The organism is Pullulanibacillus sp. KACC 23026, from assembly GCF_029094525.1.
Lineage (GTDB): Bacteria > Bacillota > Bacilli > Bacillales > Sporolactobacillaceae > KACC-23026.
In genome coordinates this window covers 961,165-987,323 of the sequence record NZ_CP119107.1, presented here as the reverse complement: position 1 = coordinate 987,323, position 26,159 = coordinate 961,165, and the positions used below count along the sequence as shown (strand labels likewise).

At 42.8% G+C, this 26,159-nt stretch carries 24 protein-coding genes and 1 riboswitch; of the genes, 3 read left to right on the top strand and 21 right to left on the bottom strand.

The genetic code is table 11. From position 1 onward, the window contains the following. Positions 1-769: 769 nt before the first annotated feature. From PU629_RS04290 to PU629_RS04270, 5 genes are all read right to left on the bottom strand, one after another. The gene (locus tag PU629_RS04290; RefSeq protein ID WP_275283042.1) at positions 770-997 is read right to left on the bottom strand and encodes a hypothetical protein; all 228 of its coding nucleotides are present in this window, start codon (positions 995-997) and stop codon (positions 770-772) included. A 91-nt stretch (positions 998-1,088) separates the two neighbouring features. After that, complete coding sequence (locus PU629_RS04285) at positions 1,089-1,817, bottom strand: ComF family protein (protein ID WP_275283041.1); 729 nt, start codon at positions 1,815-1,817, stop codon at positions 1,089-1,091. A 26-nt stretch (positions 1,818-1,843) separates the two neighbouring features. After that, positions 1,844-3,742, bottom strand: coding sequence for an ATP-dependent helicase ComFA (locus PU629_RS04280; RefSeq protein ID WP_275283040.1), 1,899 nt, complete (start codon positions 3,740-3,742; stop codon positions 1,844-1,846). 41 nt (positions 3,743-3,783) lie between these two features. Then, positions 3,784-4,638, bottom strand: coding sequence for a DegV family protein (locus tag PU629_RS04275; RefSeq protein WP_275283039.1), 855 nt, complete (start codon positions 4,636-4,638; stop codon positions 3,784-3,786). 141 nt (positions 4,639-4,779) lie between these two features. Continuing rightward, the gene (locus PU629_RS04270) at positions 4,780-5,481 is read right to left on the bottom strand and encodes a response regulator (protein ID WP_275283037.1); all 702 of its coding nucleotides are present in this window, start codon (positions 5,479-5,481) and stop codon (positions 4,780-4,782) included. A 578-nt stretch (positions 5,482-6,059) separates the two neighbouring features. Here PU629_RS04270 and PU629_RS04265 point away from each other — a divergent pair. Next, positions 6,060-6,701: a YigZ family protein gene (locus PU629_RS04265; RefSeq protein WP_275283036.1), complete on the top strand. Its 642-nt coding sequence runs from the start codon at positions 6,060-6,062 to the stop codon at positions 6,699-6,701. A gap of 641 nt (positions 6,702-7,342) precedes the next feature. Beyond that, a complete protein-coding gene (locus PU629_RS04260) occupies positions 7,343-8,410 on the top strand; it encodes an MraY family glycosyltransferase (protein ID WP_275283035.1) in 1,068 nt (355 codons plus the stop codon). A gap of 830 nt (positions 8,411-9,240) precedes the next feature. Here the strand turns inward: PU629_RS04260 and PU629_RS04255 are convergent. Then, a complete protein-coding gene (locus PU629_RS04255; protein WP_275283034.1) occupies positions 9,241-9,978 on the bottom strand; it encodes a WecB/TagA/CpsF family glycosyltransferase in 738 nt (245 codons plus the stop codon). A 381-nt stretch (positions 9,979-10,359) separates the two neighbouring features. Between PU629_RS04255 and PU629_RS04250 the strand changes: the two genes are divergently transcribed. Further along, complete coding sequence (locus PU629_RS04250) at positions 10,360-11,316, top strand: esterase/lipase family protein (protein WP_275283033.1); 957 nt, start codon at positions 10,360-10,362, stop codon at positions 11,314-11,316. 90 nt (positions 11,317-11,406) lie between these two features. Here PU629_RS04250 and PU629_RS04245 read toward each other — a convergent pair whose 3' ends face one another. The 15 genes from PU629_RS04245 to PU629_RS04175 form a co-directional block, all read right to left on the bottom strand. Continuing rightward, positions 11,407-11,982, bottom strand: coding sequence for an RNA polymerase sigma factor (locus PU629_RS04245; protein ID WP_275283032.1), 576 nt, complete (start codon positions 11,980-11,982; stop codon positions 11,407-11,409). Between the two features lie 240 nt (positions 11,983-12,222). Then, on the bottom strand, positions 12,223-12,987 hold the full coding sequence (locus PU629_RS04240; RefSeq protein WP_275283031.1) for an SH3 domain-containing protein: 765 nt from the start codon (positions 12,985-12,987) through the stop codon (positions 12,223-12,225). A gap of 421 nt (positions 12,988-13,408) precedes the next feature. Continuing rightward, entirely contained in the window at positions 13,409-14,485 is a 1,077-nt protein-coding gene (locus tag PU629_RS04235) for a pilus assembly protein TadG-related protein (protein ID WP_275283030.1), read from the bottom strand. A 14-nt stretch (positions 14,486-14,499) separates the two neighbouring features. Next, positions 14,500-15,423 (bottom strand): type II secretion system F family protein, encoded by a 924-nt coding sequence (locus PU629_RS04230; RefSeq protein WP_275283029.1) that lies wholly within the window; start codon positions 15,421-15,423, stop codon positions 14,500-14,502. Between the two features lie 2 nt (positions 15,424-15,425). Continuing rightward, complete coding sequence (locus tag PU629_RS04225; RefSeq protein WP_275283028.1) at positions 15,426-16,268, bottom strand: type II secretion system F family protein; 843 nt, start codon at positions 16,266-16,268, stop codon at positions 15,426-15,428. A gap of 265 nt (positions 16,269-16,533) precedes the next feature. Next, on the bottom strand, positions 16,534-17,892 hold the full coding sequence (locus PU629_RS04220; RefSeq protein WP_481900499.1) for a TadA family conjugal transfer-associated ATPase: 1,359 nt from the start codon (positions 17,890-17,892) through the stop codon (positions 16,534-16,536). Positions 17,893-18,574: 682 nt separating this feature from the next. Then, positions 18,575-19,396 carry a CpaE/TadZ family protein gene (locus tag PU629_RS04215; RefSeq protein ID WP_275283027.1) on the bottom strand — a complete coding sequence of 274 codons (822 nt, stop codon included), beginning with the start codon at positions 19,394-19,396 and terminating at the stop codon, positions 18,575-18,577. 17 nt (positions 19,397-19,413) lie between these two features. After that, on the bottom strand, positions 19,414-20,070 hold the full coding sequence (gene cpaB, locus PU629_RS04210) for a Flp pilus assembly protein CpaB (RefSeq protein WP_275283026.1): 657 nt from the start codon (positions 20,068-20,070) through the stop codon (positions 19,414-19,416). A 168-nt stretch (positions 20,071-20,238) separates the two neighbouring features. Then, a complete protein-coding gene (locus tag PU629_RS04205; protein WP_275283025.1) occupies positions 20,239-20,760 on the bottom strand; it encodes a TadE/TadG family type IV pilus assembly protein in 522 nt (173 codons plus the stop codon). Beyond that, complete coding sequence (locus tag PU629_RS04200) at positions 20,751-21,260, bottom strand: A24 family peptidase (RefSeq protein WP_275283024.1); 510 nt, start codon at positions 21,258-21,260, stop codon at positions 20,751-20,753. Before PU629_RS04200 ends, PU629_RS04205 begins: the two co-directional genes overlap by 10 nt. A gap of 110 nt (positions 21,261-21,370) precedes the next feature. Continuing rightward, a complete protein-coding gene (locus PU629_RS04195; RefSeq protein ID WP_275283023.1) occupies positions 21,371-21,550 on the bottom strand; it encodes a Flp family type IVb pilin in 180 nt (59 codons plus the stop codon). Positions 21,551-21,594: 44 nt separating this feature from the next. Continuing rightward, entirely contained in the window at positions 21,595-21,960 is a 366-nt protein-coding gene (locus PU629_RS04190; RefSeq protein ID WP_275283022.1) for a DUF192 domain-containing protein, read from the bottom strand. Positions 21,961-22,063: 103 nt separating this feature from the next. Further along, a riboswitch (cyclic di-GMP riboswitch) is annotated at positions 22,064-22,149 on the bottom strand. Positions 22,150-22,595: 446 nt separating this feature from the next. Continuing rightward, positions 22,596-23,771 carry an ABC transporter permease gene (locus PU629_RS04185; protein WP_275283021.1) on the bottom strand — a complete coding sequence of 392 codons (1,176 nt, stop codon included), beginning with the start codon at positions 23,769-23,771 and terminating at the stop codon, positions 22,596-22,598. Then, complete coding sequence (locus tag PU629_RS04180) at positions 23,749-24,465, bottom strand: ABC transporter ATP-binding protein (protein WP_275283020.1); 717 nt, start codon at positions 24,463-24,465, stop codon at positions 23,749-23,751. The genes PU629_RS04185 and PU629_RS04180 overlap by 23 nt, the downstream gene beginning before the upstream one ends. Beyond that, positions 24,465-26,009 (bottom strand): efflux RND transporter periplasmic adaptor subunit, encoded by a 1,545-nt coding sequence (locus tag PU629_RS04175; RefSeq protein WP_275283019.1) that lies wholly within the window; start codon positions 26,007-26,009, stop codon positions 24,465-24,467. The genes PU629_RS04180 and PU629_RS04175 overlap by 1 nt, the downstream gene beginning before the upstream one ends. Positions 26,010-26,159 lie beyond the last annotated feature (150 nt).

The window sequence follows — 26,159 nt, the reverse complement described above, 5'->3', positions numbered from 1 at the left end:
AATACCAACGTCAATGAAGCTTAAATGAAGCGTCAAACCGTCAAGATGATGGGTTTAGTTAAATCGTTTTAATGCCTCCTTTTGATGTCTTCTAAACCTCCGTGTCTCTCGCTAACTTTTGAGAGACTCCGCTTATAAAATGAGATGAAAAAAGGCCGCACATCGCTATCCAGATTCAAGTGGTTGTTTATACCTCCCTGAGCTCGGATGTTTACGACTAACGTCCCTCCTCACGTCCATTTATTTATAAGCTTATTCTATTTATACCACATTTGATAGTTTTGTAAACCCCTTATTTGTTGTTCATTCCACTATTTTCAGCCTAAAACGGGGCAGGAGCCCAGGTTCAGCGTTTCCTCGTTGCGTCTATCTTGTTAAATAGCCATTTTCAACCGCGATAACGAATTCTCGCTATGCTAACTTAATTAAGTGTAACGGTATTTTACACCCCTGAAAGCAAGGCCAAAATAGATGGCTAAAGCTAATAAAGTCTATGCAATTTGCATGCATCTGGTAGTGGCGCCTCAAAACGCGCATAGGTGATCTGATCGCCTGATCGTATAACTTACCATGGGTGGCTATTTTCGTAAACTGGATGGCTTTTTGAACCTACTTCTTATAGAAATTCTTAAATAGTCGCACTCTTATTTTATAAGTTTATTATAAATAAAGGTGTCAGATTGCCTGTTAATAGGAATGAAAAAATGAAACAAGAGAACCGTCCCCGCGTTCCGAAATGAAAATGAAACGGGAGAACCGTCCCCGCGTTTCACTTTTCGAGTTTGCCTTCTTCTTGCCATTTGTTGAGTAGGTTTTCTTCTACACCTGTTGCGCGATGAATGTCGCTGACGGTTAGGTCCTGTGATTCTTTTTGGTGAATGTAGTCAAAAACGGTTTCGTATTTCTTTTCCAGTTCTTGCCGACAGGATGGACAAAGGTCGTAGGTCGTTTGAACAAAGAGCTTTCCGCATTCTGTACAATGGGCTAATTCAGTCATAGGATCTTTTCCTTTCATTGATTAGGTTAGGTGAAATGATTTAGGAACGATTTAATTGAGGCTAGCAAAATAAAAAATCTATCGTGGACCATTAGCTTCTGGCGAGAGTAAAGCTGGAGATGGAACGGGGGGCATAGGGTAAGAGGGCTTGAGCGGCCAGTCTCAAGGTTACTCCTGTTGTATAAATATCGTCTATGAGCACAAGGTGCCTGTCTTTTAAATGCCGGCTGAACTCGGGTACCACACTAAAGGGCAGGGACTCTTGTTTCAACTTCTGAAGGCGCTCTTGTCTTGTTCTTTTACTCTGCTTTTCAGTGGAACCGGATCGCACCAGCGCGAGGAGTTTTGGAGCCGCCAAACAGTCTGCGATCAGCTCTGATTGATTAAAGGTTCGTTCCTCTTGGCGTTCAGCGCTCAATGGTATGGGAATCGCAAGCCGCCATTTGTACCATGCCCAATAAGCCTTCCTTAAGTCCCGTCTAAATCCTTCAATAAGTATAGCATCACCGCGAAACTTCAGTTGTGTTAATAAGTCTTTTAAATGGGGGGTATACAAGTAGACCGACCGATTCTGATAAAGCGCTTGTCCAAAAGGGGTACTTTGCCATTTCGTACAATCCAGACATATTCCGTTTACCTGAAATTGATCGTCCAATTGGTCTAAATCACGTCCGCATTTCTGACACAGCCTCGCTCCTTTTAGCCGAACAAGCTCTGCCTCACATTGCTCGCAAAAACCCGGACGAGGCCCTAGCTCAAACAAAGTTTCCCATGATACGGCTTGAATAGGCCGCTGATGACACCACAAGCAAACTGGCATATTCATACACTCCCCTAATTCCCCTTTTACCGGGTTAGTTTCATAGCCTCATGATTCATGAATTGTATATGGCGTAGAGCGCGAAGCATTTCACGGGTCTTTCCATTGTGAAAAAAAACGACCTCACCGTCTGGGTTCTCTCGGTCTCGTCCTGCCCGACCTGACATTTGAACTAAAGCTCGCTCATCAAAAATAGGACGTTCTGCCCCCAATATAGCAACATCAGCACGGGAAATGGTCACACCACGCTCTAGGATCGTTGTCGTCACCATAATGTGATGGCGCCCTTCTCGAAACGCCAAAACCTTGTCGCGCCTCATAGGGTCCTTCGAATGAGCCCCTTCAGCCAAAAACTGTTTCTTATTCAGCAGCAAAACCATCGGCTCAACATCCCCAATCTCAGGGACAAAGAGGAAGACTCTTCGCTTATCCTGAATCCGTTCTTGAAGCCATTTATACAGACTTTCATGCAGTTTTCCACGACTGAGCTTCTTCTTCCAATCACCGATCCATACAAATTTTGGCTCCGGCAATGGCCCTCGATGAAATCGGATCGGAATATGAATCCCATTAAGCCTTCCATGGAGATAGGCTTTCTTCATTTCCCGATCAGGTGTAGCGGTAACAAAGACGAGACTGCCATCTGACATGAGCGCTCGCTGCAAGACGGTATTCAATGCCTGGTTTCCTTTAAAAGGGAAGGCATCCACTTCATCAATCACGATTAAATCAAACGCCGATTCAAACCGTCTGAGCTGATGGAGCGTTGTCAGGACAAAGGGTGTGAAGGTATAGTCATCAGGTGAATCCCCATATATGGCCACACGTGAAAGAGTTGGAAAGACAGAACCTATACGGCGATCAAGTTCAAGAATAACATCGGAACGAGGTGACGCGATCGCTACTCGTTTCCCTTGTTCAATCATATTTTTCAAGGTTTGATAGAGGACTTCTGTTTTCCCTGCTCCGCAAACTGCCCAGACGAGGAAGTTTTGCCGCGCCTTGACTGAATGCAGCAGTTTGTCTGAAGCCTCCTGTTGTTCAACAGTCAATGTCCCCTCCCAATTTAACTGTACTTCCTGATACAGAAGCGGCGGACTCGGCCCCCGCCACTTCACAAGAGCTGTACATGAACGGACTAATCCCATCTCCAAACACTCTCGACAATAGAGGCATTTTCTCCCGCACCGCCTGCATGTATGGGAAACAAATTGATGAAAAACGTGATTTCCGCATCGATGACAAAAGGGGATTCCTCCGACACATGTAATTCCTTGTTGAATTTGCAGATAACCTGCCTTAAAATGTGCCTCTAATTCTTTTAGAGGAAACGCTTGGCACTCACTCATTAACAGCAGCCGTCCTGCTAGGAAGACTTGCAGCTGTTGATTGGGAGAAAAGTCAGGATCAAGCGGCATGCAAAATGACGATGAATAAGCGGGATGGGTCTCATTACGGATAGATTGGGTTAATGCATGGGTTGGATGTTGTTTCTTTGACTGGCCGCGTGTTCGATGAGTAGCTGTTTGGTCAAACGTCGCATCAATTTGGCTTGATTGAGAGTAAGGTGCGGTGTTCTCTTCCGAAAATCGGTCAGAATGAAGCCATTTTAATAGGCGGCGCCAACTAAGGGTTATAAACGCTTGAAGGGTGGGTTCATACTCATAAATAAAAGGGCTGGATTTTTTAAAATAGGAAAGACAGGTATCGAGAAAATAAGCGGTCGATGTAGGGGGGGCAGCAGAGACCAAATGGACGGATGGTTCTTTAGGAGATAAAGGGGCATACCAAGTATCAAAAAGGGCCGGATTTAGATGCCGACAGACAGAGGCGTCTACGTTAGAAGGAAGCGGCTCTGGGGAAACAGCGGAGTGGTAATTGGACGTAAGGGGCGGACTAGAATGAATGGAAGCAGGGGCGCGCAAGGCGCTTATCCCCTTTTTCCAGAACCTATTCAGGTATCGTTTCATTTCCTGTACCAAACAAGGCCGATAAGCCCTTCACCGCCGTGTGTCCCAACGACGGCACCGAGATAGCCTGTGTCAATTTCGATATTCGGATAAGTCGCAGCCAAATCCTTAATCATGGCTTGAGCCTCTTCTTCTCGCTCAGCTGTAATAATTGAAGCACGAATAGGGGCACCAGTTTTGGCATCCTCGGAAAAAAGTTCAAGCATACGGGCAAGCGCCTTTTTCTTTGTCCTCACTTTTTCAAACAAACCAATCTTCTTATCCTTAAATGTCAGGATAGGTTTAATTTGAAGGAGACTTCCGAGGAGGGCTTGGGCTCCGGTCATTCGTCCACCGCGATGCAGATTCGTTAAATCATCAACAACCAAATAGACATTCATGCCGTGTTCATCTCGGATGGTTGTTAAGCGTTGGAGAATGGCTTCCGATGTGGCGCCTTCTTTAATCATTTTGGCCGCTTCAATCACATAAAATCCTTCTGCTAGTGCGGCAATTTCAGAATCAAACACATGAACCTTAATCTTCTCGACCATTTCAGCAGCTGCTTTGGCCGTGTTAAACGTTCCGCTAAGGCCGCTGGATAAGCAAATGACAATCGCTTCATCATAGCCTTCCTTCTCCAACTGTTCATATACAGAAACAAATTCGCCTGCTGGCGGCTGGGAGGTGGTCGGAAGCTCCTGGACGTCTTTCAATTTTTTATAAAAGGCGCTAGCATCCAGCTCAATGCCTTCTTTATAAACCTCTGAACCGAAAATAACACTGAGAGGAATAATTCGAACATCATTTTCCTTTACAAAATCATCAGGTAAATAAGACGTACTATCTGTTACTAAAGCAATCTTAGACACAGCCAAACCTCACTTTAACACTTTTTTATTAGTGTACCCTAAACAAAATAGCTGACCCTGCAGTAAGTCTCTCACCCGGGCTTTGTTGCTCTACATACCTATTCGCTATTCATCCAGGAGAATCCTTTTTTGCCTTTAACTTTAACGAACTTGGACCCATCCCTTTTTTATTGCCTCAACAACCGCTTGTGTGCGGTCCTCCACATTCATTTTAGTCAGAATGTTGCTGACATGGTTTTTCACCGTCTTCTCACTTATATACAGGTCCTCACCGATACTGCGATTATTTCGGCCATCTGTCATAAGCTGAAGCACTTCACATTCCCGTCTCGTTAGAATATGGAGCGGTTTTCGGTACTCAACATTTCGCAAGACAGATTGAGATTCTTGAGTTTTGGCAAGTCTCCGATAGTCATTAATAAGAGTATGTGTCACTTTCGGATGAATATAAGCCCCGCCACCGGCTACAACACGCACGGCATCAATGAGCGAATCCGCATTCATTTCCTTCAGCAAATAACCTGAAGCTCCCAACCTCAACGCATGTGTCACATATGACTCTTCATCACGGATGGATAAGATGAGAATTTTAACATCCGGGTAGTCTAACAGTAAGCGACGAATGGTCTCGAGTCCATCTGAACCTGATGTATTTATATCCATAATGAGAACATCTGGATCTTCTGTTTCAACAATTTTACTCATTTCTAACCCATCATCCGCTTCAGCGACCACCTGAAAGTTAGGTTCCATCTCTAGGATTCGACGCACACCTTCTCTGAAAAGCCGATGATCATCTATTAAAAAGATTTTAATTTTACGTGTATTCATGGTAAGACTCATTCTCATACCTCCTTCAAGCGGAAACCGATTCACTTGCCAATCGCCAACCTAGGGCATCTGCTGGCTAATTCATTTGGGTTTCCCGTGCTTCTTGGAAACGGTTAACCGATTTACCTATTAATATAACTATTCGATTGACAACAGTTCTTTTTGTCCCAATTCCGCAGCATGTCCTAATGAATTGTTACATATATAAAAGCATGTTAAAACGAGAGCTGGGTCACCTTAATGAAAGTGAACACCACTCATTTAAGAAAAAAGTCCTTTTTGGCGGGTTTATTAATGGATTCACTTTTTCAACTTTCGCCTCTTTAGAAAAACTTGGCTTGTCGCCAATTCCTGGCGAGTATCTGCTTGAAGTTCAAGACTTGCATCATGCCAACTTTCCGAGGAAGCTTGTGGGCCGTAGGGAAGTTGTTATTTTCCTTAATTAAGTAAACAAAAATGCCTTGTAACTGAAACATTTTAAGAGCCACTAACGTCTAATTTTTTGAATGTCCGTCCATTTCCCTTTAAGATGTAATCATAACACCTTTTATCATTTAAAGCGTAATAGTCATATCCATTGGGAGGCAATGATGGAACATCCCTATTATACAGTAAAACAGGCGACAGAAGAGGTCTATATCATACAAAAATCTAAATTCATTTCTCATATCTTCCACATTGAGGAAGAAGCAGAAGCCTTATCACATATTGAAGCAATTCGCAAAACCCATTGGAAAGCTAATCACAATTGCTTTGCCTATGTAATCGGGGAGACAAGTCATATTCAAAAAGCAAGTGATGATGGTGAACCGAGCGGGACAGCCGGCGTACCGATCCTAGAAGTAATAAAGAAACAGCATCTCCGCGATACCCTGGTTGTTGTTACCCGTTACTTTGGCGGAATCAAACTCGGGGCAGGCGGCCTAATTAGGGCCTACTCGACCTCGACTTCAATCGGTATTGAAGCGGCAGGGATCATTGAACGCGTACCGGTCAGCTTGTTCACCGTCTCTTTTGATTATCCATTATGGGGAGCTGTCCAAAATGCATTGTCACATTCCCCCTACATCCTGAACCAAACAACCTATACGGATAAAATAACATTAGAAATTGCCGTGCGCTCTTCGGATATCAACACCTTTGAACCCTGGATAACAAATCTCTGCAACGGCCAAAACACCTTGACACATTTGCGAGATGACTATATAGAGGTCGATCATAAAAAGGATTAACAAGAAAAATTAAGGAATTTTTAAGGTTAGACCATCATACTTCCTTATAGAGGACAATCCATCATCTACGGAGGGGCAAATGACAAAGCCATTTTAGAAAAGTTGCCCCTCATGAAAGCGACATAAAAAAAACTTACATGACGAACAACTAAGTAGACCCATTTAACTTGCACAAACAGCTATATATAATAGAGGCTTTATGTTTACTAAGGATTTTTTCTGCTTAGAAGCGAGGTGCTGCCCCCCTAATATTGGCGTACTTTGTCGTAAAAAATACATGTAGTTTAACAAAAAAGTTCTATACATTTTGCATTAAAAGTATTAATATGAAAAATGGATTGTAAAGCTTGTATGAAAAAAATAGGCTTTTTCAAGAAAATAGGTTAATTTTGTTAATGAAATGTTGACAATTGGTGAACCCCTTATTTTATAATCTATATGTAAATTTCGTGAACGAAACATTAAGTTTTTTTCAGTAAGATTACAGAACCACAAGGGGGATTGTTAGCATCATTTAATCTCCTAAAGGAATATTTTTTGATCACATTCATTTTCCTAGGCTGGATTACCAAAAATTTAGAAGGATAGCACATCCTTTTTTAATCCAACCTAATTTAAAAGTGAAACAAGAAGGTGTAAATATGAACCTGGTTATTGCTTTTATCATTTCTCTTGTAATGACAGTCATTTCAACACCAATAATGATGGTTATTGCTGTGAAATTAGATATTGTCGATCGCCCCACTGAAGATCGAAAAATACACAAGAAAGCCATGCCATACTTAGGCGGTATCGCCATTGCCATTGGTTTTTTCAGCGGGTTTCTTTATCTTCATCCTTTTATGCCAAGCACATGGGCTTTCGTTATTGGGGCACTTCTCTTAATAATTACGGGTGTCATTGACGATAAAATTAGCCTTTCTCCAAGACTCAAGCTGATGATTCAAATCATAGCTGCCGTTATTGTTACAGTCTATGGAGTTAAAATTACGTCTTTACAGCTTCCGCATTTTGGATATATACAATTGGGCTGGTTTTCCTACCCACTTACTATTTTATGGATTGTCGGTTTAACCAACGCCATGAATTTGATTGACGGCTTAGATGGTTTGGCGAGCGGTGTATCCTCCATTGCTCTTGGGGCGCTCCTCGTTATGGGTATTCTTAATTATCAAACGTTAGCGATCTCCCTCTCCGTGATGCTGCTCGGTGGAACTTTAGGTTTCTTATTCTTCAACGTCCATCCAGCGAAAATATTCATGGGAGATGCTGGATCGATGTTCATAGGATATATAATTGCAGTTATCTCTATTCTCGGCTTATTTAAAAGTATCACGTTCTTCTCAGTCATTATTCCGATCGTTGTCCTTGCGGTTCCTATTTTTGATACATCGTTTGCTATCATACGTCGGGCCCTTAAGCACCAAAAGCTCTCGGCTCCGGACAAAGGGCATTTACATCATTGTTTAATGGAACTAGGCTTTAGTCATGGAACAACGGTTTACATCATTTTTCTGATCAGCTTATTTTTCGGTATTGCAGGAGTCATTTTCTCCCGTTCGATTCTTTGGGGGTCGATCATTATCCTTCTTGCCGGTACGGTCATGATTCGATTTAGTATGGAGATGTTTACCTCCTTCCATTCCAAAAAGCCATTAGTAAATGCTGTTAAGCGACTCGTCCTTCAGCATTCCAAAAGTAAAGGCTAAGATCTAAATCAGCGCTGCTATTAAAGTAGATGCTGATTTTTTTTATTATAAATAATGAAGAAAAAACCCGCGCTCAATGGAACACGGGTTCACTTGTGAGGTGCAAAACTCTAATTATCACCTTAATTCACACTACTATTTACAATAAAATCACAGAAAGAAAAGAATAGTAAACGTCAAAACAACCGAATCCTTTGAGATTCGGTTTGATTATTTTCATAAAAGGCAATCGATTACCTATTTCATTAAATGGCTAAGGCGAACTTTCTAAATAAGCGGAAAAATTCCGCTTATTTAGAAATCAACACCAAAAATAGCTAAAATAGACGGAGAAATTCCGACTATTGACTCGAAAAACATGAAAATGGGTCATTTCTTTTTGTTTAAACGGAAAAACTCCGCTTATTTACAACGAACTGAACGCTACTTTGGTTGATAACGGAAAAATTTCCGCTTATTTCAACGATCACAGGTTACTCCAAAATTTCTTGTTAAACATGACAGTCCGTTTTTTACTTTAAGAACATTTTTTTCACAAAGTCTTCGATGATCTAACTTTTATTTTAACAGATATATCCGAATACCTTGGTAATCACCCTACCTTTCACTTGCTCAATCACCGGTTAATTCACACACCTCCAATAATTATTTCCACCCATGTAAATTAAACTATGATTTGATAGGTGATTTACGGATGAAAGGGTCAATAAACATTGATATTACAATAAAAATCGCACGGTGAAATTCATTCCAAACCCGTGCGATTTACCTTGATAGTTAATTGTTTGCACCTCTGAAGTGAACCCGTTACTCAATGGAGCACGGGTTTTTCAATGCTTAGTTGTTAATCTTTTTGCATAAATTTTCATCATAAAGACAGGCAGAACCATCATTCGCTTAAATCGTGTTGGATCCGAAAGCAGCCGGTAGAGCCATTCCACATTGTATTTTTGCCACATAGCAGGAGCGCGCTTGACTTCCCCTGCCAAAATATCGATGGTTCCTCCAACTCCGATAAACAGCCCTTTTTCAAAAGAAGGAAGATGCTCATAGATCCACTTCTCTTGTCTCGGGAAGCCCATCCCGACTAAAATGATATCCGGTTTCTTGGCTTGAATATCCTCCGCAATACTTGGGTCATGCCAATCAAAGAAACCGTTTCGAGCCCCCACTAAATCTATATGAGGATAGTTGGCCTTCGTCCGTTCAACGGCTTTTTGCAGCACATCTTCTGTAGATCCCAAGAAATAAAGCTTTAACCTTTTACGGTCGGCTACCTCAAGCAAATGCATCACGGTATCAAACCCCGTCACACGTTCCTCTATAGGGAGGTTAAGCAGCTTTGCCGCCTTGACAATCCCAATGCCATCCGGAATGTTATAATCCGCTTCGGTCAATATTTTTCGATACTCCGGATCCTTTTCCGCATACATCACAATTTCAGGGTTGCTCGTTGCCATAAAAATTTTATCTTGATTCTCTAAGTGCTCTTCTAATTTTTGCAGGAGCTGCTCCATGGTAAGATTATTAAAAGGAACACCAAGGACTAAAACTTTTCCTGTTGTCATAAAAACCACCATCTCATTAAGGAATTCATTATCTAGAAGTGTAACACAAGTGCACCAAGCCTTCTACTTGAAACACCATCGAGATGCTCCCTCCCCGTTTCTCTCCGTTCCGGTTTCGGCCCATCTCCTTCTGATCGGCGGATAGCGTATTGACATTACGCCTATTTCTGTTGAGCGTAACGAGAATTCGCTATACACCCTCAAATAGCTTGTTTCTCCACTTAAGAACGAGGATTCGCTATTCGCCTCAAATTGGCGCGTTCCTCCGCTTAATGGTAACGAGGTTCCGCTAGTGTGGCCCCCATACAAGGAAGCATTCCTGTCGAATAAACAGGAGTTAGTTGAACAAAACTAAGGTGGTAAAATGGAAGGAGTCTCGTTATGGTCGATAAAGGCATGTCCATCACCCGCTACAAAGAGTTGTCAGCCTCCTTTAAGTTCAACAAAAAAGGGCTGTGTCTATCCCTCTTTCTTATTGCCATTATCCTGTCAATTTATCCTAGTTCTGCTGCTCAAGCCGAATCCGTACCAACTGGGAAGGCGCCTTCCTTTTTAGTGAAACAAGGCACACCTCCGAAGGGAGCAAACAACCCTCGCTGCGTGCTCACGCCTTCACATCCTGAACCCATTATTCTTGTACCTGGCACCTTGGAAACCATGGATTTTACCTGGTTCTCTTTGTCCCCGGAGTTAGCCAAACGAGGTTATTGTGTCTATGCGTTAAACTATGGCTGGTTTATGGGTCAGCCTTCTGCCGGCTCCATTACGGCCTCTGCCCGCGAACTCAGGCAATTTATTAAAGAAGTTATGACTTATACCAGAGCAAAAAAGGTGTCGATCATCGGCCATAGCCAAGGAGGCATGATGCCCCGCTATTTCATCAAATTTCTTAAAGGGGACCGAGTCGTCGACGATCTGATCGGACTTGTCCCATCCAATCATGGAACAGCTCTCAGCAATTGGTTCAATCCCATTGCGTCGATAGGCACATGCCCTTCGTGTGAAGAACAGGCGACAGGGTCGCCCTTTTATCAAAAACTCAACCAAGGGGATGAGACACCCGGAAAGGTTTCCTACACCGTTATCTCGACCCAATATGATGAAGTAGTGGTTCCCTACACCTCCGCCTTTCTGAGCGACGCCCCAGGAAAATCGGCTGTTCAAGGAAAAAAAGGACGAACGACCAATATCAAACTGCAAACCTATATCCCGTCCGATCTAACCGGACATGTCACCATTTCTTTTAACAAGAATGCCTACCCTTTTATTCTGGATGCCCTCTCTCATCCAGGCCCTGCAGATCCTAGACGGGTGATGACAGCGTTAAAGGGGCATTAAGAAAGAGCGCATGCCTAAACGTGTCTCAACAAAACGGATTCTTTTTAAATATGAAAAGAGCCCCTCACCGCATTTGAGGGACTCCTATGCCTAATTAGAACCGAATTCAGTCTCAAGAAAGCCGCGCTCGTTTAATAGCTTTCGAAGATTAATAATCCCGTACCGAATAAGTGACTTAACGGTTCCGAGCGGCTTGTTCATAGCATGAGCAATCTCCTTTTGGGTATGCTCATTAAAATACTTAGAGATCAGCGCCACTTGTTGAGCATCCGGGAGATGACGAATCGCCTCGAATAGCTCATGTATGTTCTCATTTTTCATCAAGTTAAGATCAGGTCCCTCATCTAAGTGGAAATCCGAATAGTAAGAGGGATTGGGTGTTAGGAAGAATCGCTTTGCCCTTCGAGTTCGGTCAATAAACCGACTCTTCGTTTTTATTGTCAACCACGCCTGAACCGAACCGCGGCTCTGATCAAAATTCCCCGCCTTCTGAAACACCTCAAGAAAGACATCATGGCACAAATCCTCTGCTTCGGCATGATTGCGGGTTAATTGACTGGCTAATTTATAGACATAAGCACGATGGCTTTCATAAAAGGCATTAAAGGCATGGACAGAGCCTGCTTCCATTTCTTTTAATAAATCTTCCGAATGATAATAGGTCATGCTGAGCCACCCTCTCTCTTATCTCTATTAAAAAACGAAATAAGAAAAAAGGAGCCTTTTTGAGAAAAATTACACGAGTTTTGTCGATTACAGCACGTTCTGTCAGAAATTCCTTTAGCTGGCTACACCGTTATAGCCATGTCTTCAAATTCAAAGAGTATTATTGACGTATCATCATATCCACCCGCTTAATTTGATACCTAAATTATATAAGAAAAAAGGCATATTTCCCTTAGCCGATTAATAAACCGTCATATAATCCGTTACCTTCCAGCTCGCGTCCGGTGCCGCTTTGGTCAAATATAAAGTGCTCAAATGATTGCCGCTTTCTTCATTTTCATGATACTGGGAAATTTGTAAATAAGCCTTCCCATCCTGCTCATAATATATCACTTTCGGCTTTTCGGTGCCGTGTTTTCCTGTCCATTCAAAGGCATCAATTGCATACCCATAGATTTCCGTTTCTTTAATGTGATACAGCGGCGTTCCTGTCTTACTTTTTCCCGCTGCCCGAAACTGCTGATTCATGTATTTATTTATGTATTCTCGAGTAAAGTTCGGTGCCATGATGGTATGGATCTGAGCTTTTGTCAAATTCGTCTTCCACGTTTGTCTCTGCTGCTCAATCACGCGTTCTGTTATCGATTGAGCCTCTTTCATAGAAAAATGAGAGTAATAGCGAATCGCCTTGGCGGGCACATATCCTTCTTTAGCTTGATAGGAAATATAGGCCCAACCGTCCTGCTCAGAAAGCGTTTGAACGGAATGACCATCTGGGATAACCAACAGCGTCTTAGAGTCTGAATGAGGCTGTTTAGACATCTTCAAGCCACCTGCCTGTTCAGTCGCCACCACCCCTGCCCGAGATGTGGCTGCATCCGCATCTTGCGGCTTTGAAACGTCTCCCATTACCTGATCTCCAATTATTAGAAGACCAAGCAACACGGCCAGACACACCCCTAACCTTGTCACGATCGCTTTCGGATTAGTTCCCCATTTACTCATTGGAACATACACCCTCCTATCTTTACTCTCTTGAGCATGGATCATTGCTGAGGTAAACTTCAAGCGCAAAATTTACGCTCTTAATCTATACTTGTCAGCCTTTGATTTAATTATTCCATAGAATTTTATGGTCAAGGGCAAGAATCGTTCACCAAAATCTCGTTCAATCCTTCATGAATAAGTTTTTTTCTACAACTTTTCATCCGATATTTGTCGATTAACTGCTGAGGAAGGTCAGTAAAGAAAACTTGGCGGTCGCCCAGTTGCACTTATAATTTTGTTCCTAAAAAATTCGCCTGCGTCATTCTTGCTAAAATTTTATTTCTGATCCTATAAAAAAATAAGGATGAAAGGCATCTCCACCCTCTCATCCTCATTTTTATGTGTTTTTCATTTGTTACTTTTAAGTCAAAAGCGAATCCTATTCAGTCAACTTGACTGTCGCTTTTTGCTGGGGAAGCAGTGTTTTAATTTTGGCATCATAATTAAAATTCATTGAACTCCCAGAAACAATAACCCCGTTCCCCGCAATAAGTCCACCATTAAACGTGGCACTCGAACCCGAAACATTAATAGTTCCATTGGGTGCATAAAAAAATCCATTAACCGTGGCGTTGCTAAATGATAAAGAAATATTTCCATTACCCGAAAAGAAGCCGAGAGCATTTTGATCACTCGAATAAGTCAAACTGCTCGAAGAAATAGTCATATTCCCCGTCGCTACAATTGTCCCATTACCTGTAATACTGCTTCCAGATATGGTCACATCTCCATTTACAAAGACAATCCCGTTAATATTTAATTGGGTATTAGAAAAATTCTTGCTGCTCGAATAAACGGTCGTGGCATTATTTTTATAATAATTAATATCAAAAGTTGGCATTGAGACAGGACTCGCGTTTTGCACCAGCTGATAAAAGGTGTTCCTTCCTCCTTGAGATAATGGCCCCACCGCTTCAAAACGTTGTTCAAAATAACTGCTGCTTGTATAGATGCCTGATTTTCCATTGACGTGGACCATGCCCTTTACATCAAAAGTACTCGAAGACATCGTAAGATCTTCATTAGAGAAGATAGTATAATTAAAAACTTGAGAGCCCGGCATTTGAGAGGCCTGGGCAGTTGCAGACACATTTATAGTTCTTGAATCGATATTAAGAACACGCATAAAAAAGGTTGGAACAACTTGGGAATACTCGACTTTAACCGTATTCTGAGACGTATCTGATGTCACGACCATATTTCCTGGGTTAAGATTATTATCCTCCCCAATTTCTTTGGTTACCTGATCAACATTGTCTGGATTATTGATAAGAGTCTGAGCTCCTGAGAGTGCAGAAGAATCCACAGCACTTTGCATATGCTGCTTTTCAACATAGAAATAACCCACATCAACGGTTAATCCAGCCATTCCGAGGAGGATAGGAAGTAAAAGAACAAAAAGAACAAGAGACTGCCCGCTTTGATCCCGCCATAAAGCTTTTAGTTTTCTCACCATAGCTTCACCCTATTTCATTTTCCACTGAATGAACTAATCGCTTGTATAACAGCCGGACCAAGGATCGTAATAAAAAGACTAGGAAAAATGAAAATGACAAGCGGAAAGAGCATTTTAATCGGTGCCTTCATCGCTGTTTCCTCGGCCCTCTGTCTCCTCTTTTCCCTTACATCTACGGATTGAATACGGAGAATCTGCACCATCCCAACCCCAAGCTTTTCGGCGCGGACAATGCTGTTAAGGAGTGTGGCAATTTCTTCAACTTCTAGCCTTTGCTTGATCCCTAATAGTCCTTCCCGTCTAGTTTTCCCAAGACGGATATGGTCAAGGCATAGACGGAATTCATCAGATAAGACCCCTTGCCGCTTTTCTATAACCTTAGAGATAGCTGCATCAAAACCTAGACCTGCTTCAAGGCTGACCGTCAATAAATCTACAAAATCAGGTAGTTCACGCAAAGCCTCTTTGGCTCGCCGTTTAATTCGGGAATTGAGCAAAGTGGTTGGCAGGATCGCGCCATAGACGATTCCAACCAAAACAAGCAGAAAAATATAGGTGTCAGATAAATGCATCGCAAGTGCCATACCGCCAAACAAAAGAGACACGCCTAAAAGAGAGACTAATTGAAGAAGACGGAAATCGATCGGCGACATATTCATCGGCGAACCTGCCTTTAAAAGCTTAAGTTCAAGCCTAGCCAGTTTCTTTGGTGAGACTCGCTTTTTAGATAAGGCGGCAAGTCTTGTCCAGAGTGATTTAATTAAGAGATTGAATGAGGAGGGCCCTTTTGTCTTTTCTTTTTCAAGCAACGCTACCTGTGGAAGTTCTCCATCCAGATAGACTGCAAGCCGATCTGCCTTTTTTTGTTTAGAAGCAGGAACTAAAATAATCGCGGCCAAAAAGAGAAAGATCGTAACAAAAAAGGCAAAATAAAGCATGTCTACACCTCCACTTTCGTTATTTTCTGGATCAGCACAAATCCAATAATACCTGATACGACTGCGACACTAATTAATAGTATCCCAATAACGTTATGAAACAGTGCGCTCATATAAGAAGGCGAAATAACAAAAATGATACCGCCTAACCCAAACGGCAAGCCTCCGATCACCATACCCGACATCTTACCTTGAGCCGTTAATGTTTTCACTTGACCCTGAAGCTTAATTCGCTCTCTAATGGTTTCAACAATGCTCGAAAGAACAGTTGCCAGGTTGCCGCCCACTTGTCTTTGAATCAATACCGCTTGTATGAGGATATCCAAATCATCGCTTGGCACACGCTCATAAAGATTTTTCAGAGCTTCTTCAAGGCTTGATCCGTATTGCATTTCTTTTAACACCTGGCCAATTTCTCCCTTAATCGGTTCTTCTGATTCCTCTTCTACAGCTTTCAGAGCTTGGAGAAAGCTAAAGCCTGCCCGAAGCGAATTGATCAATGAAGAAATCATATCGGCCAAACCGTCATTAAACTGTTTCAATCGTTTTTTTCGTTTGCCTGATACCCATAATTTTGGATAAAAGAAACCAATAAAGGCTCCTAATATCGGCAGCACCCAGCTTACATGGAGGATGTCAAGCAGCCCGGCAGCAATGATCGCAGCAATAACCCGAAACGCCATATATTCACCCGGCTGCCAATGGACACCGGCACTTCTGAGAAAAGCGACGAGCTTATCACTGTTTCTTTTCATAGTTAGTCTGCTTTTAAGACTCTTATTAATCCTCTTTAATTTTGCTGATAACGTCAGACGTGCCTTCGTCTCATGCACAACCGCATCCATTGAATTCCCTTCTAACTGTAAATAAAAGTCAAGCCGTTTCCGGACGTCCTTTTTGCCTTTAAAAAACGTCAAGAGCAGCCAGGAAAACAAGAGAAATGTGAAAACTAAAAAGGAAGAAAGTAGGGCAGCCATACGGCTCAACTCCGTTTCTTATTTTGAAAAACTGGCTAAACGCAAGCTTTTGAAGGGGGCTGTGTTTTACTTAAACCACTTAAAAATTTTCCAGGAAATATGATTTATAAAGGCCATCAAGAAGTCTTCATGGTTAAGTCCTAAAAAAGATGGAATTAGGAATCTTAATCCCTGCATATTCAAACCGCTCATAAAAAGTCGGAAGCACGCCAGTTGGGACGAGGTCACCTATGACCTTTCCATCCGCATCCATTCCCTGTTGCTCAAGAGTAAAGATGTCTTGAAGGACAATAATATCACCTTCAAGTCCTTGAACTTCCGTGATTTGTGTGATTTTACGAGAACCGTCCTTCAATCGGGTTTGCTGAATAACCAGATCAATAGCACCCGCAATCTGTTCACGAATGGCTTTAATCGGGAGCTCCATTCCAGCCATCATAACCATGGTTTCAAGTCGTGACAGCATGTCCCTTGGACTATTAGAGTGACCTGTAGCAAGAGACCCGTCATGACCCGTATTCATCGCTTGAAGCATGTCAAGCGCCTCTGCTCCCCGAACCTCACCAATAATAATGCGCTCTGGTCTCATTCGCAATGAATTTCGAACAAGGTCACGAATCGTGATGCCGCCATTTCCTTCAATATTTGGCGGCCGGGTTTCAAGTGATACGACATGCTCTTGGCTCAATTGCAGTTCGGCCGCATCCTCAATCGTTATAATTCGTTCATCGTCCGGAATAAACGACGAGAGAACGTTCAATGTGGTTGTCTTTCCTGAACCTGTCCCGCCACTGACGAAAACATTTAAACGAGCCTTAATGCAGGCATCTAGAAAGACTGCCATTTCCTCACTGAGCGTTCCAAAACGGACTAAGTCCGAAACCTTAAATGGATCCTTTGAGAACTTACGAATCGTCAACGTCGGACCATTGAGGGCAAGCGGCGGAATGATCGCATTCACCCGCGAGCCATCCGGAAGGCGCGCGTCTACCATAGGGCTGCTCTCATCGATCCGTCTCCCAAGCGGAGCTACGATTCTCTCAATAATATTCATGACATGTTCATCGTCACGAAACTGAACATCGGTTAGAACCAGCTTCCCTTTTTTCTCGGCATATACCTGAAGAGGACCGTTGACCATCACCTCGGAGATCTCTTCATCTAATAAAAGAGGATTAATGGGACCAAATCCATTGAGCTCATTGGTTACTTCTTCAACGACCTGCTTGCGATCAATCGATCCTTTTAAGGTATCGTCTTCTTTAATAATCTCGAGCACCAAACTATCTAATTGCTCAATAATCTCAGAGACATCAGTCGTGCGGTAATCATTGATAATCCTTTTTTGGAGTTCGTCCTTAAGTTTTTGCTGCTTATCAGGTAAACGGTGTGTTTCACTTTTCAATTTATCAGTTGGAAGTTCTGGCTTTGAAGAATGCAGTTTAGCCGACAAGCTGATCTTTTCACCGTTTAAGTGCTCATTTAGCTTCATAGAAAGCGTTTTGGAAGCTTGAGGCATGTCCTCAGCTACCGGCACTTCTTTTACCTCAATAGGGCGGCTTGATAGGTTCTCCCCTTGAAGCACCTGATTTTCATCCGAAAACTCAGCCGCATTTACCGCCTGATGTCCCTTATACACCTCGGGTCCAGCCTCAAACAATCCGTAAGACTCTTCGGGGCTTCTCGTCCTAATTTCTAGGTCATCGTATTCTTTTAAGAGCACTGTTTGCATCTCTTGAGCAAGTGACAAAAAGCGATCAGATTGACCACGATGGCTGCCTTCTGAAAGAGAATGCTCCCCCTTCACATCGACTTCATCAAGTGCTTGCTGCTCCCCCCAAGACTTTTCTTTTGGTTTTGGGGAATAGGTCGTGCTCCCTATTTCTTGCTCTATTTGAGAAGCCTTAACTGGACCTTTTCGAGCAATCTCCTGTTCGTCTTTGGATGAAAAAGATACCCTTCTCCTTAAAGGCAGGTCCAGCGTTTCTTCTTCCGGTTCAACAGGAGCGCGTCTTTCATATTCAAGAGCCCCTGTCTTTTCATCAACGATCACTTTCTCCTTTTCTTGGGGAGCTGAACCGTTGTCATTGTTTATATTAGAGGCCACAGTTTGAGATAGTTTCTTTTTTTGCATACGTTCAAAAAGTCCCATGGTATCACGGTCCCTTCTTTTTTCAATGTTTAAGAGAATGCTTTTTAAAAAAAGAGGTTTTCGGTGGTACAATCGGATCAATCGGTGCGCCTGTTTCCATGGTCTCTGCCATCTTAAAAATGGCTCTGGCGACATCGGATTTCGATTTATATAGTGTGAGCGGCCTGCCTTCGTCAAGCGAAGCATGTGCCACTGAAAAATTATTGGGGACTGTATAAGCTGTATCAATTTGAAGCGTCTCAAGTATTTTCTCAATGGGTGCCATTGACTCCATGGTCGAACGGTTAATCACGACACGCACACGCTCACGAAGCTCTAATGCATCAAAAATCTCTAGGATCGATTTGGTATGCTTTACTGGGGAAAGACCAGAAGTGGTAACAAGCAAAATTTGGTCAGCTTGTTCTAAGAGTGATAAACTCTGTTCAGTTATCCCGGCCCCAGTATCCACAACCACTCTTTCATATCTCTCAAGCAACAAGTTCAACGTCTTTGTGAGAATCGCCGGAGTTACTAGATCAGCAAATTCCGGACGACGTGGCGCCGGAAGCACCGCCACACCACTTTCATGGACAGTCATTAAACTTTCTAGCGAGTACTGGTCCAAAGAGTCCATGCTTTCAATCACTTCCTCCATTGTAAAAGTGGGTTGAAGATTTAATGAGATATCAACGTCTCCAAATTGAAAATCGCCATCCCATAAAGCAACTTGCTTACGATTCTTTTGAAGAGCAATGGCCAAGTTAATCGAGATCAGCGTTTTTCCGATCCCTCCCTTTGCTCCACAAACGACAATTAATTCCCCTTTATTTCGTTTTGAATTCATAGCGGCTTGATCTACCATAGAACACGATTCCCTCCTTAAGAAGCAGGAATGGCACTTCGAAGAATAAATTTGATCTCGCCCTTCTGCTCAGCCGTTGCAAGCTTCATGGCATCCTGAAGATTGACTTCAAGTGTTGTCATCGTATAGGGACTGCTCATGTCAGGGGTTTTAGTGGATGGTGTCATTTTCCCATCGACCGCTAGAACTAAGACATTGCTTAACACGAGTAAGGTCGAAGGCTTTCCATTCTGTTCGAGGAGGACATCCACATGATCACCAGGCTGATCCAAATTAGCAACCGTATCAGATATGTTTTTAGCCTGTAATGTAATAGCACGATAGCCTGGTTTAATTTTATGAGAAAGCAAGGCAGCGTCTTTAAGGGATTCAAGATGATGGGTTAAGAGCATTTCATTAGGTTCAATATCGATCTTCGTAAGCTTTCCAATCACCTGATCCAAAGAAGTAACTGCATCAGGCTGAAGGCTTGTTTTAGGGACCGATGCAAGCTCCACCATTTTATCGGTCACCTTCGTATTTTCTGGAATTGATTCTTTCGCTACGACAACAGTGACCCTGTCAACTGGTGCCGTTGCTGACTGTGACGGTGCCTTCTGCATATAGGTATAAAAGAGATAAGTCGTAACTCCTGCCATGACAAGAGCCAATAATAAAAGTAAGAATCGTCTCATTAGCTTCACCTGCTTTACTAGCTTTGATGTATAGGCACCTGATGTTTGGTACTTGATCCACATGAATCTATGCTCTAGACACAGTAGACCTTGTTTCATCCTCTCTAAAACAGCTTTCAAGGATTGAGGTCAACCCGTCTTGTTTAGTCAAAACGTGTTTTATTTTTTTTATTCCACAAGTATGCTCGTTTTTGTGGTGAGCGTAACAGGTTTCAGAAATTGATTTAAAATGGGGGTGAGGTTGCTGATTGAATACGTTAAAGTCACCGTAACGGTATCCCCCGATTTCCGTGACGAACCAATCGGATTCACCGTTGCCACCAATGATTTGGAGGTAGAGGTCGTATTATAAGTGGAGCAGCTGGGAAGTACCAGCTTGTCTTCTCCCATAACGTTCAGATTTTGATTTATATAGTCACCCACCTGACAATCCGACTTGCCAAGACTGGCTAATCGGGCTGACTCTTGGGTTGTAATAGTCATATTTAGATAGGTATAAAAGATAAAACCAAAATTGACAATGCCTGCCATTAAAAGTAAGAGGATCGGAGCCGTAAGCGCAAATTCGACTAAAGATTGCCCCTCTTCTCTCTTCATCAGCCTTTTGAAGACTGTGAAACAAGCCTTTTTATCTTCTTTAGACGGTGAAATTTCTCCCCTCTTGCACTTCTGCCCATTTTTCAGTTCCATAGCCAAACCGACCCATGCATGATCAGTCCGAGAACAGCACCTCCGGCAATCGCAACACCATAAGGAAACCATTTTTTCGTTTTATCTAGAAACAAGGGAGTTTTGACCCCTGCCCTCCTGCTTAATAAAAAGCTGATAAGGTTTTTAATAACACCTTTTTTAAATAAGAGGAGACAGAGTCCTATGACACCGCCAATCAAGGCCATGAAGATTGAGGCTTGTATAACAAATATAGTCCCTTTTATTGCCCCAACAGCCGCAAGCAGTTTCACATCACCTGCTCCAATCCCTCCCATAAAGTAAGGGATGAGCAAAATCGAAAAACCAACTAATAATCCTAACAAAGAATGATCGAAACCTCTCCAGCCGCCGATCATGCTATTAACCGCAAGTGCTGCAAGGAGCGCAGGCAAAATCACTTTGTTATAAATTTTTCGGCTCTTTAAATCGGTATAGACCGATATTCCAAGAACGACAAGAAGCAGACCATTCAACCACACGGCCGTTCACCCTCTCTGTATCTTTTAAACCTTGAAAAAAAGCCCTACGATCCTCACCGTAGAGCTTCTTTGAACATTCACATAAAAGTGCATGCCTTTAATAGGAATATTTAATTACTGGCGTCCCCTGGATCTGAAAGGCTAATACCAGAGAACATATCTTCAAGGTTCTTTCTAAAAATAACGATTGATCCAATCAACACAACCGCTACTAGACCGATGATCAAGCCGTACTCTGCCATACCTTGTCCTTCTTCTTCAACGAATAACCCTTTAATTTTGTTTAACATAAAAAATCCTCCTTGATTTTTTAAAATTTAGTAGTTTTTTAGTTTTAACGTTTGCTGCGTCTTCCTTTTCCAACAAAAGCAAGCTTATGACCAATTTGTGTGTCGGTTTGGTCAATCCTGCCTGCATTCAGTTCAATCACGTACTTGGCGTGACGAACTGTCTTTCCAACTTTCCCAGGCGGCATGTTTTTTTCAAGACTGACAATGTTGTTTTCTGAATCCACATAGAGGACATCGATTGGAAACTTCATGAAAAACGTATGAATAGAGCGGCATGGTGCTAAATACATGGCAGAATCCATAGATAAATGATGGCGAAACATTAAACCTTTAAGACGTTTGCCAAATGTAGCAGCCTGTTCTACGTTTCCAGCTAATTGTTTGCCCGAAGTCACATTGACTAATTCCATCCGAGCCCCCCTTCTTCATTGAAAAAACCCCCCGCCTTTTTCCGAAAGGTGGGGGGTTCAAAATAACCCGTTTCCGCTATAACAAACATAGCCCCACTGATCTTTCGGTAACTGGCTGGCATCGTGTCAAACACTTTAGCCCCTGTAGCTTTGCGTCACTGGCTTTCACCAGCTTTGCCTTTATCGAGATCAAGCAAGACTCTGTATCGCTCGATCTTTTATGACATAAATCTATCAAATTCGCGCCATAAGTTAAATAGTACAAAAGACCCATTTTAGGTTTTAGGTTAATTTTACCCCCACAAATTTTTCATCCTCTTCGAAAGCATCGGCGCGATACCTTATATACAAGGCATATATTGAAATAAGCCGATTAAAACGGGGCGATTGGCGTACATTTTATGGATAACCACTCCATTCCACACCTGAAACCCACTAGATCTTTTTACCATTTTTAGGGGAACACCTCCAATAGACCCATAAATATCATAGGTCTTTTAACCCACCATTTCAAAAACTATCAAGTAGATAGCAAGACAACAAGTCGATATTTATCGACTTTATTTGACAAAATGTGTGCAAATAAATAGGGAGCCTATTTATGTAGATAAGCTCCCCAAATGGCTGTTATATCATTAATCAAATTTAAGTGCGTCAATTGGTTTCAGTTTCGCTGCTTTATTAGCTGGGAAGATACCAAAAATGACGCCAATTGCCAATGAAAAGAAGAACGATAACAGAATGATATTCGTTGAGTAAACGGCCGTAATGCTTGTAAACTTGCCGATCCCAAAGGTCAAGCCGACCCCAAGCGCTATCCCTAGAAGTCCCCCAATACCGCTCATCGCTATCGATTCGATGAGAAACTGCAGGAGGATATCCCGTTTTCGCGCCCCGATTGCCTTACGAATCCCAATCTCCCGCGTTCGCTCCGTCACCGATACAAGCATGATATTCATAATTCCAATTCCGCCGACTAATAATGAAATCGCCGCAACACCGCCGAGAGCCATCGAAAGTGTATTCGACACAGAACTCATCGTATTGATGATATCTTGTTGGTTTAACACACTATAGCTATCTGTGTCACCACGGAAGAGCTGACTCATTTTGTAATTGAGCTCATTCACAACCAGATTCGTCTGGTCAGCATCTGTTGCCTGAACATAGACACTTCCGACCCCTTTAGACTGAAAGATGCGCTCAGCTGTTGTTTCAGGAATCATGACCACATCATCGTTATCACCTGATGATGAATCGCCTTTTGATTGAAGCAATCCGACAACGGTAAAATGGATTCCGTTGATCTGAATGCTTTGTCCCACAGGACTAGTGAAACCGAATAATTCCTGAGCAACGGTGGAGCCGACAACCGCAACTTTTTGATAATACTCTAAATCAATCGGTGCAATAAAGCGTCCGTTAGCGACCTGATACTGACGCACATTCAAATAATCTTGGTTCGTCCCAATAACGCTGACATTATCTTCACTTGTTGTCCCATATTTAATCGTCTCTGAAGACTGTTTAACAGGGGCCACGTATTGAACACCAGTTAATTTCTGCAAGGACATCGCATCGTCATAGCTGATTGTTGTTGTTGCGCCCCTCCCCATAATATTAACTGTTAGGAGGTTGGAGCCGAGGCTTTGAACCTGCTCACTCACCTCGGCTGATGTTCCTTTACCAAGTGAAACTAATGTAATAACAGATGTAACCCCAATTATAATCCCAAGCATCGTGAGAACCGTCCTTAGCTTGTTTCCCATAATGCTTTTGAAGGCCATTTTAAACCCTTGACCGATATTCACGGGTGACAGCACCCCCTTCTGTCAACACCCCATCTTGTATATGAACGACCCGCTTTGCTTGTTCAGCAATGGTCAGGTCATGCGTAATCAATACAATGGTGTGCCCTATTTCATTGAGCTGCTTCATCAAGGTCATGACCTCATGCCCGGTTTTCGTATCCAAAGCGCCTGTTGGTTCATCGGCCAATAAAATTGGCGGATTCGTCGCTAATGCCCGAGCAATAGCCACACGCTGCTGTTGACCGCCTGATAACTCAGATGGACGGTGATGGGCCCGATCGCCTAATCCCACTTTTTCCAATGCCTCAAAGGCGGCCTTATGCCGTTCTTTAGTCGGAACGCCTTGATAGATAAGCGGAAGCTCGACGTTCTCAAGAGCATTGAGCTTAGAGAGCAAATTAAAGCTTTGAAAAATAAAGCCAATTTTTCGGTTTCGAATCTGAGCAAGCTGATTGTCTTTAAGCTGATTGATGGGTTCCTGGTCAAGCCAATACTCACCAGAAGTTGGCAGGTCCAAACAACCGATCATATTCATTAACGTGGATTTTCCTGATCCTGAAGGACCTATAATGGCAAGGAAATCTCCTTTTGAAACGGTAAGGCTCACTTTATTAAGAGCCTTCACCGTTTCACCTCCCATTTTATAAAACTTCGACAAATTCTTAATGTCTATTAATGCGCGCTTTGAGGTCATTACTTACTCCCTCCACTCGAGCTGCTCGAGCCTCCGCTGCTTGAGCCAACACCGCTTGAACCGCCGCTAAAGCTTCTTCCGCGCGATCCATAACCGCCGCTCATACCTCCAAAGCCACCGCTCATGCCTCCAAAGCTACCGCCCATCATACCCATACCGCCGCCAAATTTACTCGTTGCAGAAGAAGAGGAAGAGGTTGTGGTATTTGGAATTCGGACCACGTCACCCTCGCTTAAGCCGGAAGTGATTTCAATATAATTATCGTTATGCACACCCACTTGAACAGGCTGCATCTTAAAGGTTCCGCCGCTTGCTGCTGCCCCGCGTGAATAGCCGCCAGCGCCATTTGCTTTACCACTATAGCCGTTCGAACCGCGGTTACCATAACCTTCACCAGATGAATGGCTAGAACCGCTAGACCCCTCGCTCGATCCTGTTGCTTGGCCAGCTTGTCCAGAACCAGTTCCATCTGAAAGAAGCACATAATGATTCGTTCCATTTGTTTGCACGGCTTCGATCGGAAGCATTAAGACATTCTTTTTCGACTGTACTAGAATGCTGGCTTCTGCTGTCATTCCTGAAAGAGCATTTTTAATTGAATCCAGTTTCACGGTAACATCAAACGTCGCAACACCATTCGTGGATGTTCCTTGTTTTGCAATTTTTGTAACCTTACCTGTAAACTTTTGACCGGATAGAGCATCGACCGTGATCGTAGCGGTTTGACCTTTCTTCACTTGCGAAATATCGAGCTCATCGACCTGTGTGACCAATTCCATACTTGAGTAGTTCGTAATCGTGGCAACCGTTGTACTAGAACTAACCTGATCCCCGTTCTTAATGCCAAGTGTGTCGATCGTTCCAGTAATTGGTGCTTTAATCGTCGCATTCGCCACTTGTTTCTTAAGAGAGGCGATCGTTGATTCTAACTGAGAAATATCCAGCTTAGCCTCTTCGATGGTGACTTTCAAGTTATCAATTTGATCCTGTGTGTTAGTACTGCTTTGGTTAGAATTCTGACTTGTTCCTTGATCAGAGTTTGGACCATTTGATTGACTGGTTGTCGTCGTTTCAGTCGTTGCTGTTCCATTCTCTAAATCCGTTAACTGGTCTTCGTTTTGTGAGAGCTGGAGCTGATCCTTCTGAAGATTAACTTCATCTTGGTTGATTTGATCCTGAGTGCTGGATGAATCAAGTGTCGCAATCACCTGACCCTTCTTCACTTTATCTCCCTCTTTTACCTTCACTGTATCAATCGTCTCCTGATTAGCGCCTGTAATTGTAGCCGTATGAACAGGCTGGAGACTGCCCGATCCGGACACCGTCACATCGATATTTCCTCGCGTCACTTGAGCGGTCGGGGTAAACGATCCTGCAGCAGCACGTGTCTTATGTGATTTATAATAATGATAACCCCACCAAGCCGCTAACAAGACGACAATAATAACAATCCCCCAGCCGATCCAGCGACCCCATCGCCGGTTACGGGACGGCCCCGCCTCTACTTCCGTTTCATCAAAAGAAGACTCTTGACTAACTCCCATCTCCAAACACTCCTTTAATAAAAAAGTTAAAATGATTTCAATATAATTACAAAGCTAGCAATCAATTCTTAATAAAAGATTAATAAATAGACATTTAATTATGTAAAAATTCCACAGAATCAACCCAATCATTTTTCAAGGAACGGCAAA

Bases quoted from the DNA above. Each gene is read 5' to 3' on its own strand.
- PU629_RS04245 (WP_275283032.1), bottom strand. From the start codon at position 11,982: ATGACCTATTATCATTCGGAAGATTTATTAAAAGAAATGGAAGCAGGC.
- PU629_RS04215 (WP_275283027.1), bottom strand. From the start codon at position 19,396: ATGGTAGATCAAGCCGCTATGAATTCAAAACGAAATAAAGGGGAATTA.
- PU629_RS04260 (WP_275283035.1), top strand. From the start codon at position 7,343: ATGAACCTGGTTATTGCTTTTATCATTTCTCTTGTAATGACAGTCATT.
- PU629_RS04235 (WP_275283030.1), bottom strand. From the start codon at position 14,485: ATGGTGAGAAAACTAAAAGCTTTATGGCGGGATCAAAGCGGGCAGTCT.
- PU629_RS04240 (WP_275283031.1), bottom strand. From the start codon at position 12,987: ATGAGTAAATGGGGAACTAATCCGAAAGCGATCGTGACAAGGTTAGGG.
- PU629_RS04265 (WP_275283036.1), top strand. From the start codon at position 6,060: ATGGAACATCCCTATTATACAGTAAAACAGGCGACAGAAGAGGTCTAT.
- PU629_RS04195 (WP_275283023.1), bottom strand. From the start codon at position 21,550: ATGTTAAACAAAATTAAAGGGTTATTCGTTGAAGAAGAAGGACAAGGT.
- PU629_RS04190 (WP_275283022.1), bottom strand. From the start codon at position 21,960: ATGGAATTAGTCAATGTGACTTCGGGCAAACAATTAGCTGGAAACGTA.
- PU629_RS04290 (WP_275283042.1), bottom strand. From the start codon at position 997: ATGACTGAATTAGCCCATTGTACAGAATGCGGAAAGCTCTTTGTTCAA.
- PU629_RS04175 (WP_275283019.1), bottom strand. From the start codon at position 26,009: ATGGGAGTTAGTCAAGAGTCTTCTTTTGATGAAACGGAAGTAGAGGCG.
- PU629_RS04230 (WP_275283029.1), bottom strand. From the start codon at position 15,423: ATGCTTTATTTTGCCTTTTTTGTTACGATCTTTCTCTTTTTGGCCGCG.
- PU629_RS04220 (WP_481900499.1), bottom strand. From the start codon at position 17,892: ATGAAGCTAAATGAGCACTTAAACGGTGAAAAGATCAGCTTGTCGGCT.
- PU629_RS04285 (WP_275283041.1), bottom strand. From the start codon at position 1,817: ATGCCAGTTTGCTTGTGGTGTCATCAGCGGCCTATTCAAGCCGTATCA.
- PU629_RS04250 (WP_275283033.1), top strand. From the start codon at position 10,360: ATGGTCGATAAAGGCATGTCCATCACCCGCTACAAAGAGTTGTCAGCC.
- PU629_RS04270 (WP_275283037.1), bottom strand. From the start codon at position 5,481: ATGAGTCTTACCATGAATACACGTAAAATTAAAATCTTTTTAATAGAT.
- PU629_RS04255 (WP_275283034.1), bottom strand. From the start codon at position 9,978: ATGACAACAGGAAAAGTTTTAGTCCTTGGTGTTCCTTTTAATAATCTT.
- cpaB (WP_275283026.1), bottom strand. From the start codon at position 20,070: ATGAGACGATTCTTACTTTTATTATTGGCTCTTGTCATGGCAGGAGTT.
- PU629_RS04225 (WP_275283028.1), bottom strand. From the start codon at position 16,268: ATGGATGCGGTTGTGCATGAGACGAAGGCACGTCTGACGTTATCAGCA.
- PU629_RS04180 (WP_275283020.1), bottom strand. From the start codon at position 24,465: ATGACCTCAAAGCGCGCATTAATAGACATTAAGAATTTGTCGAAGTTT.
- PU629_RS04205 (WP_275283025.1), bottom strand. From the start codon at position 20,760: ATGGAACTGAAAAATGGGCAGAAGTGCAAGAGGGGAGAAATTTCACCG.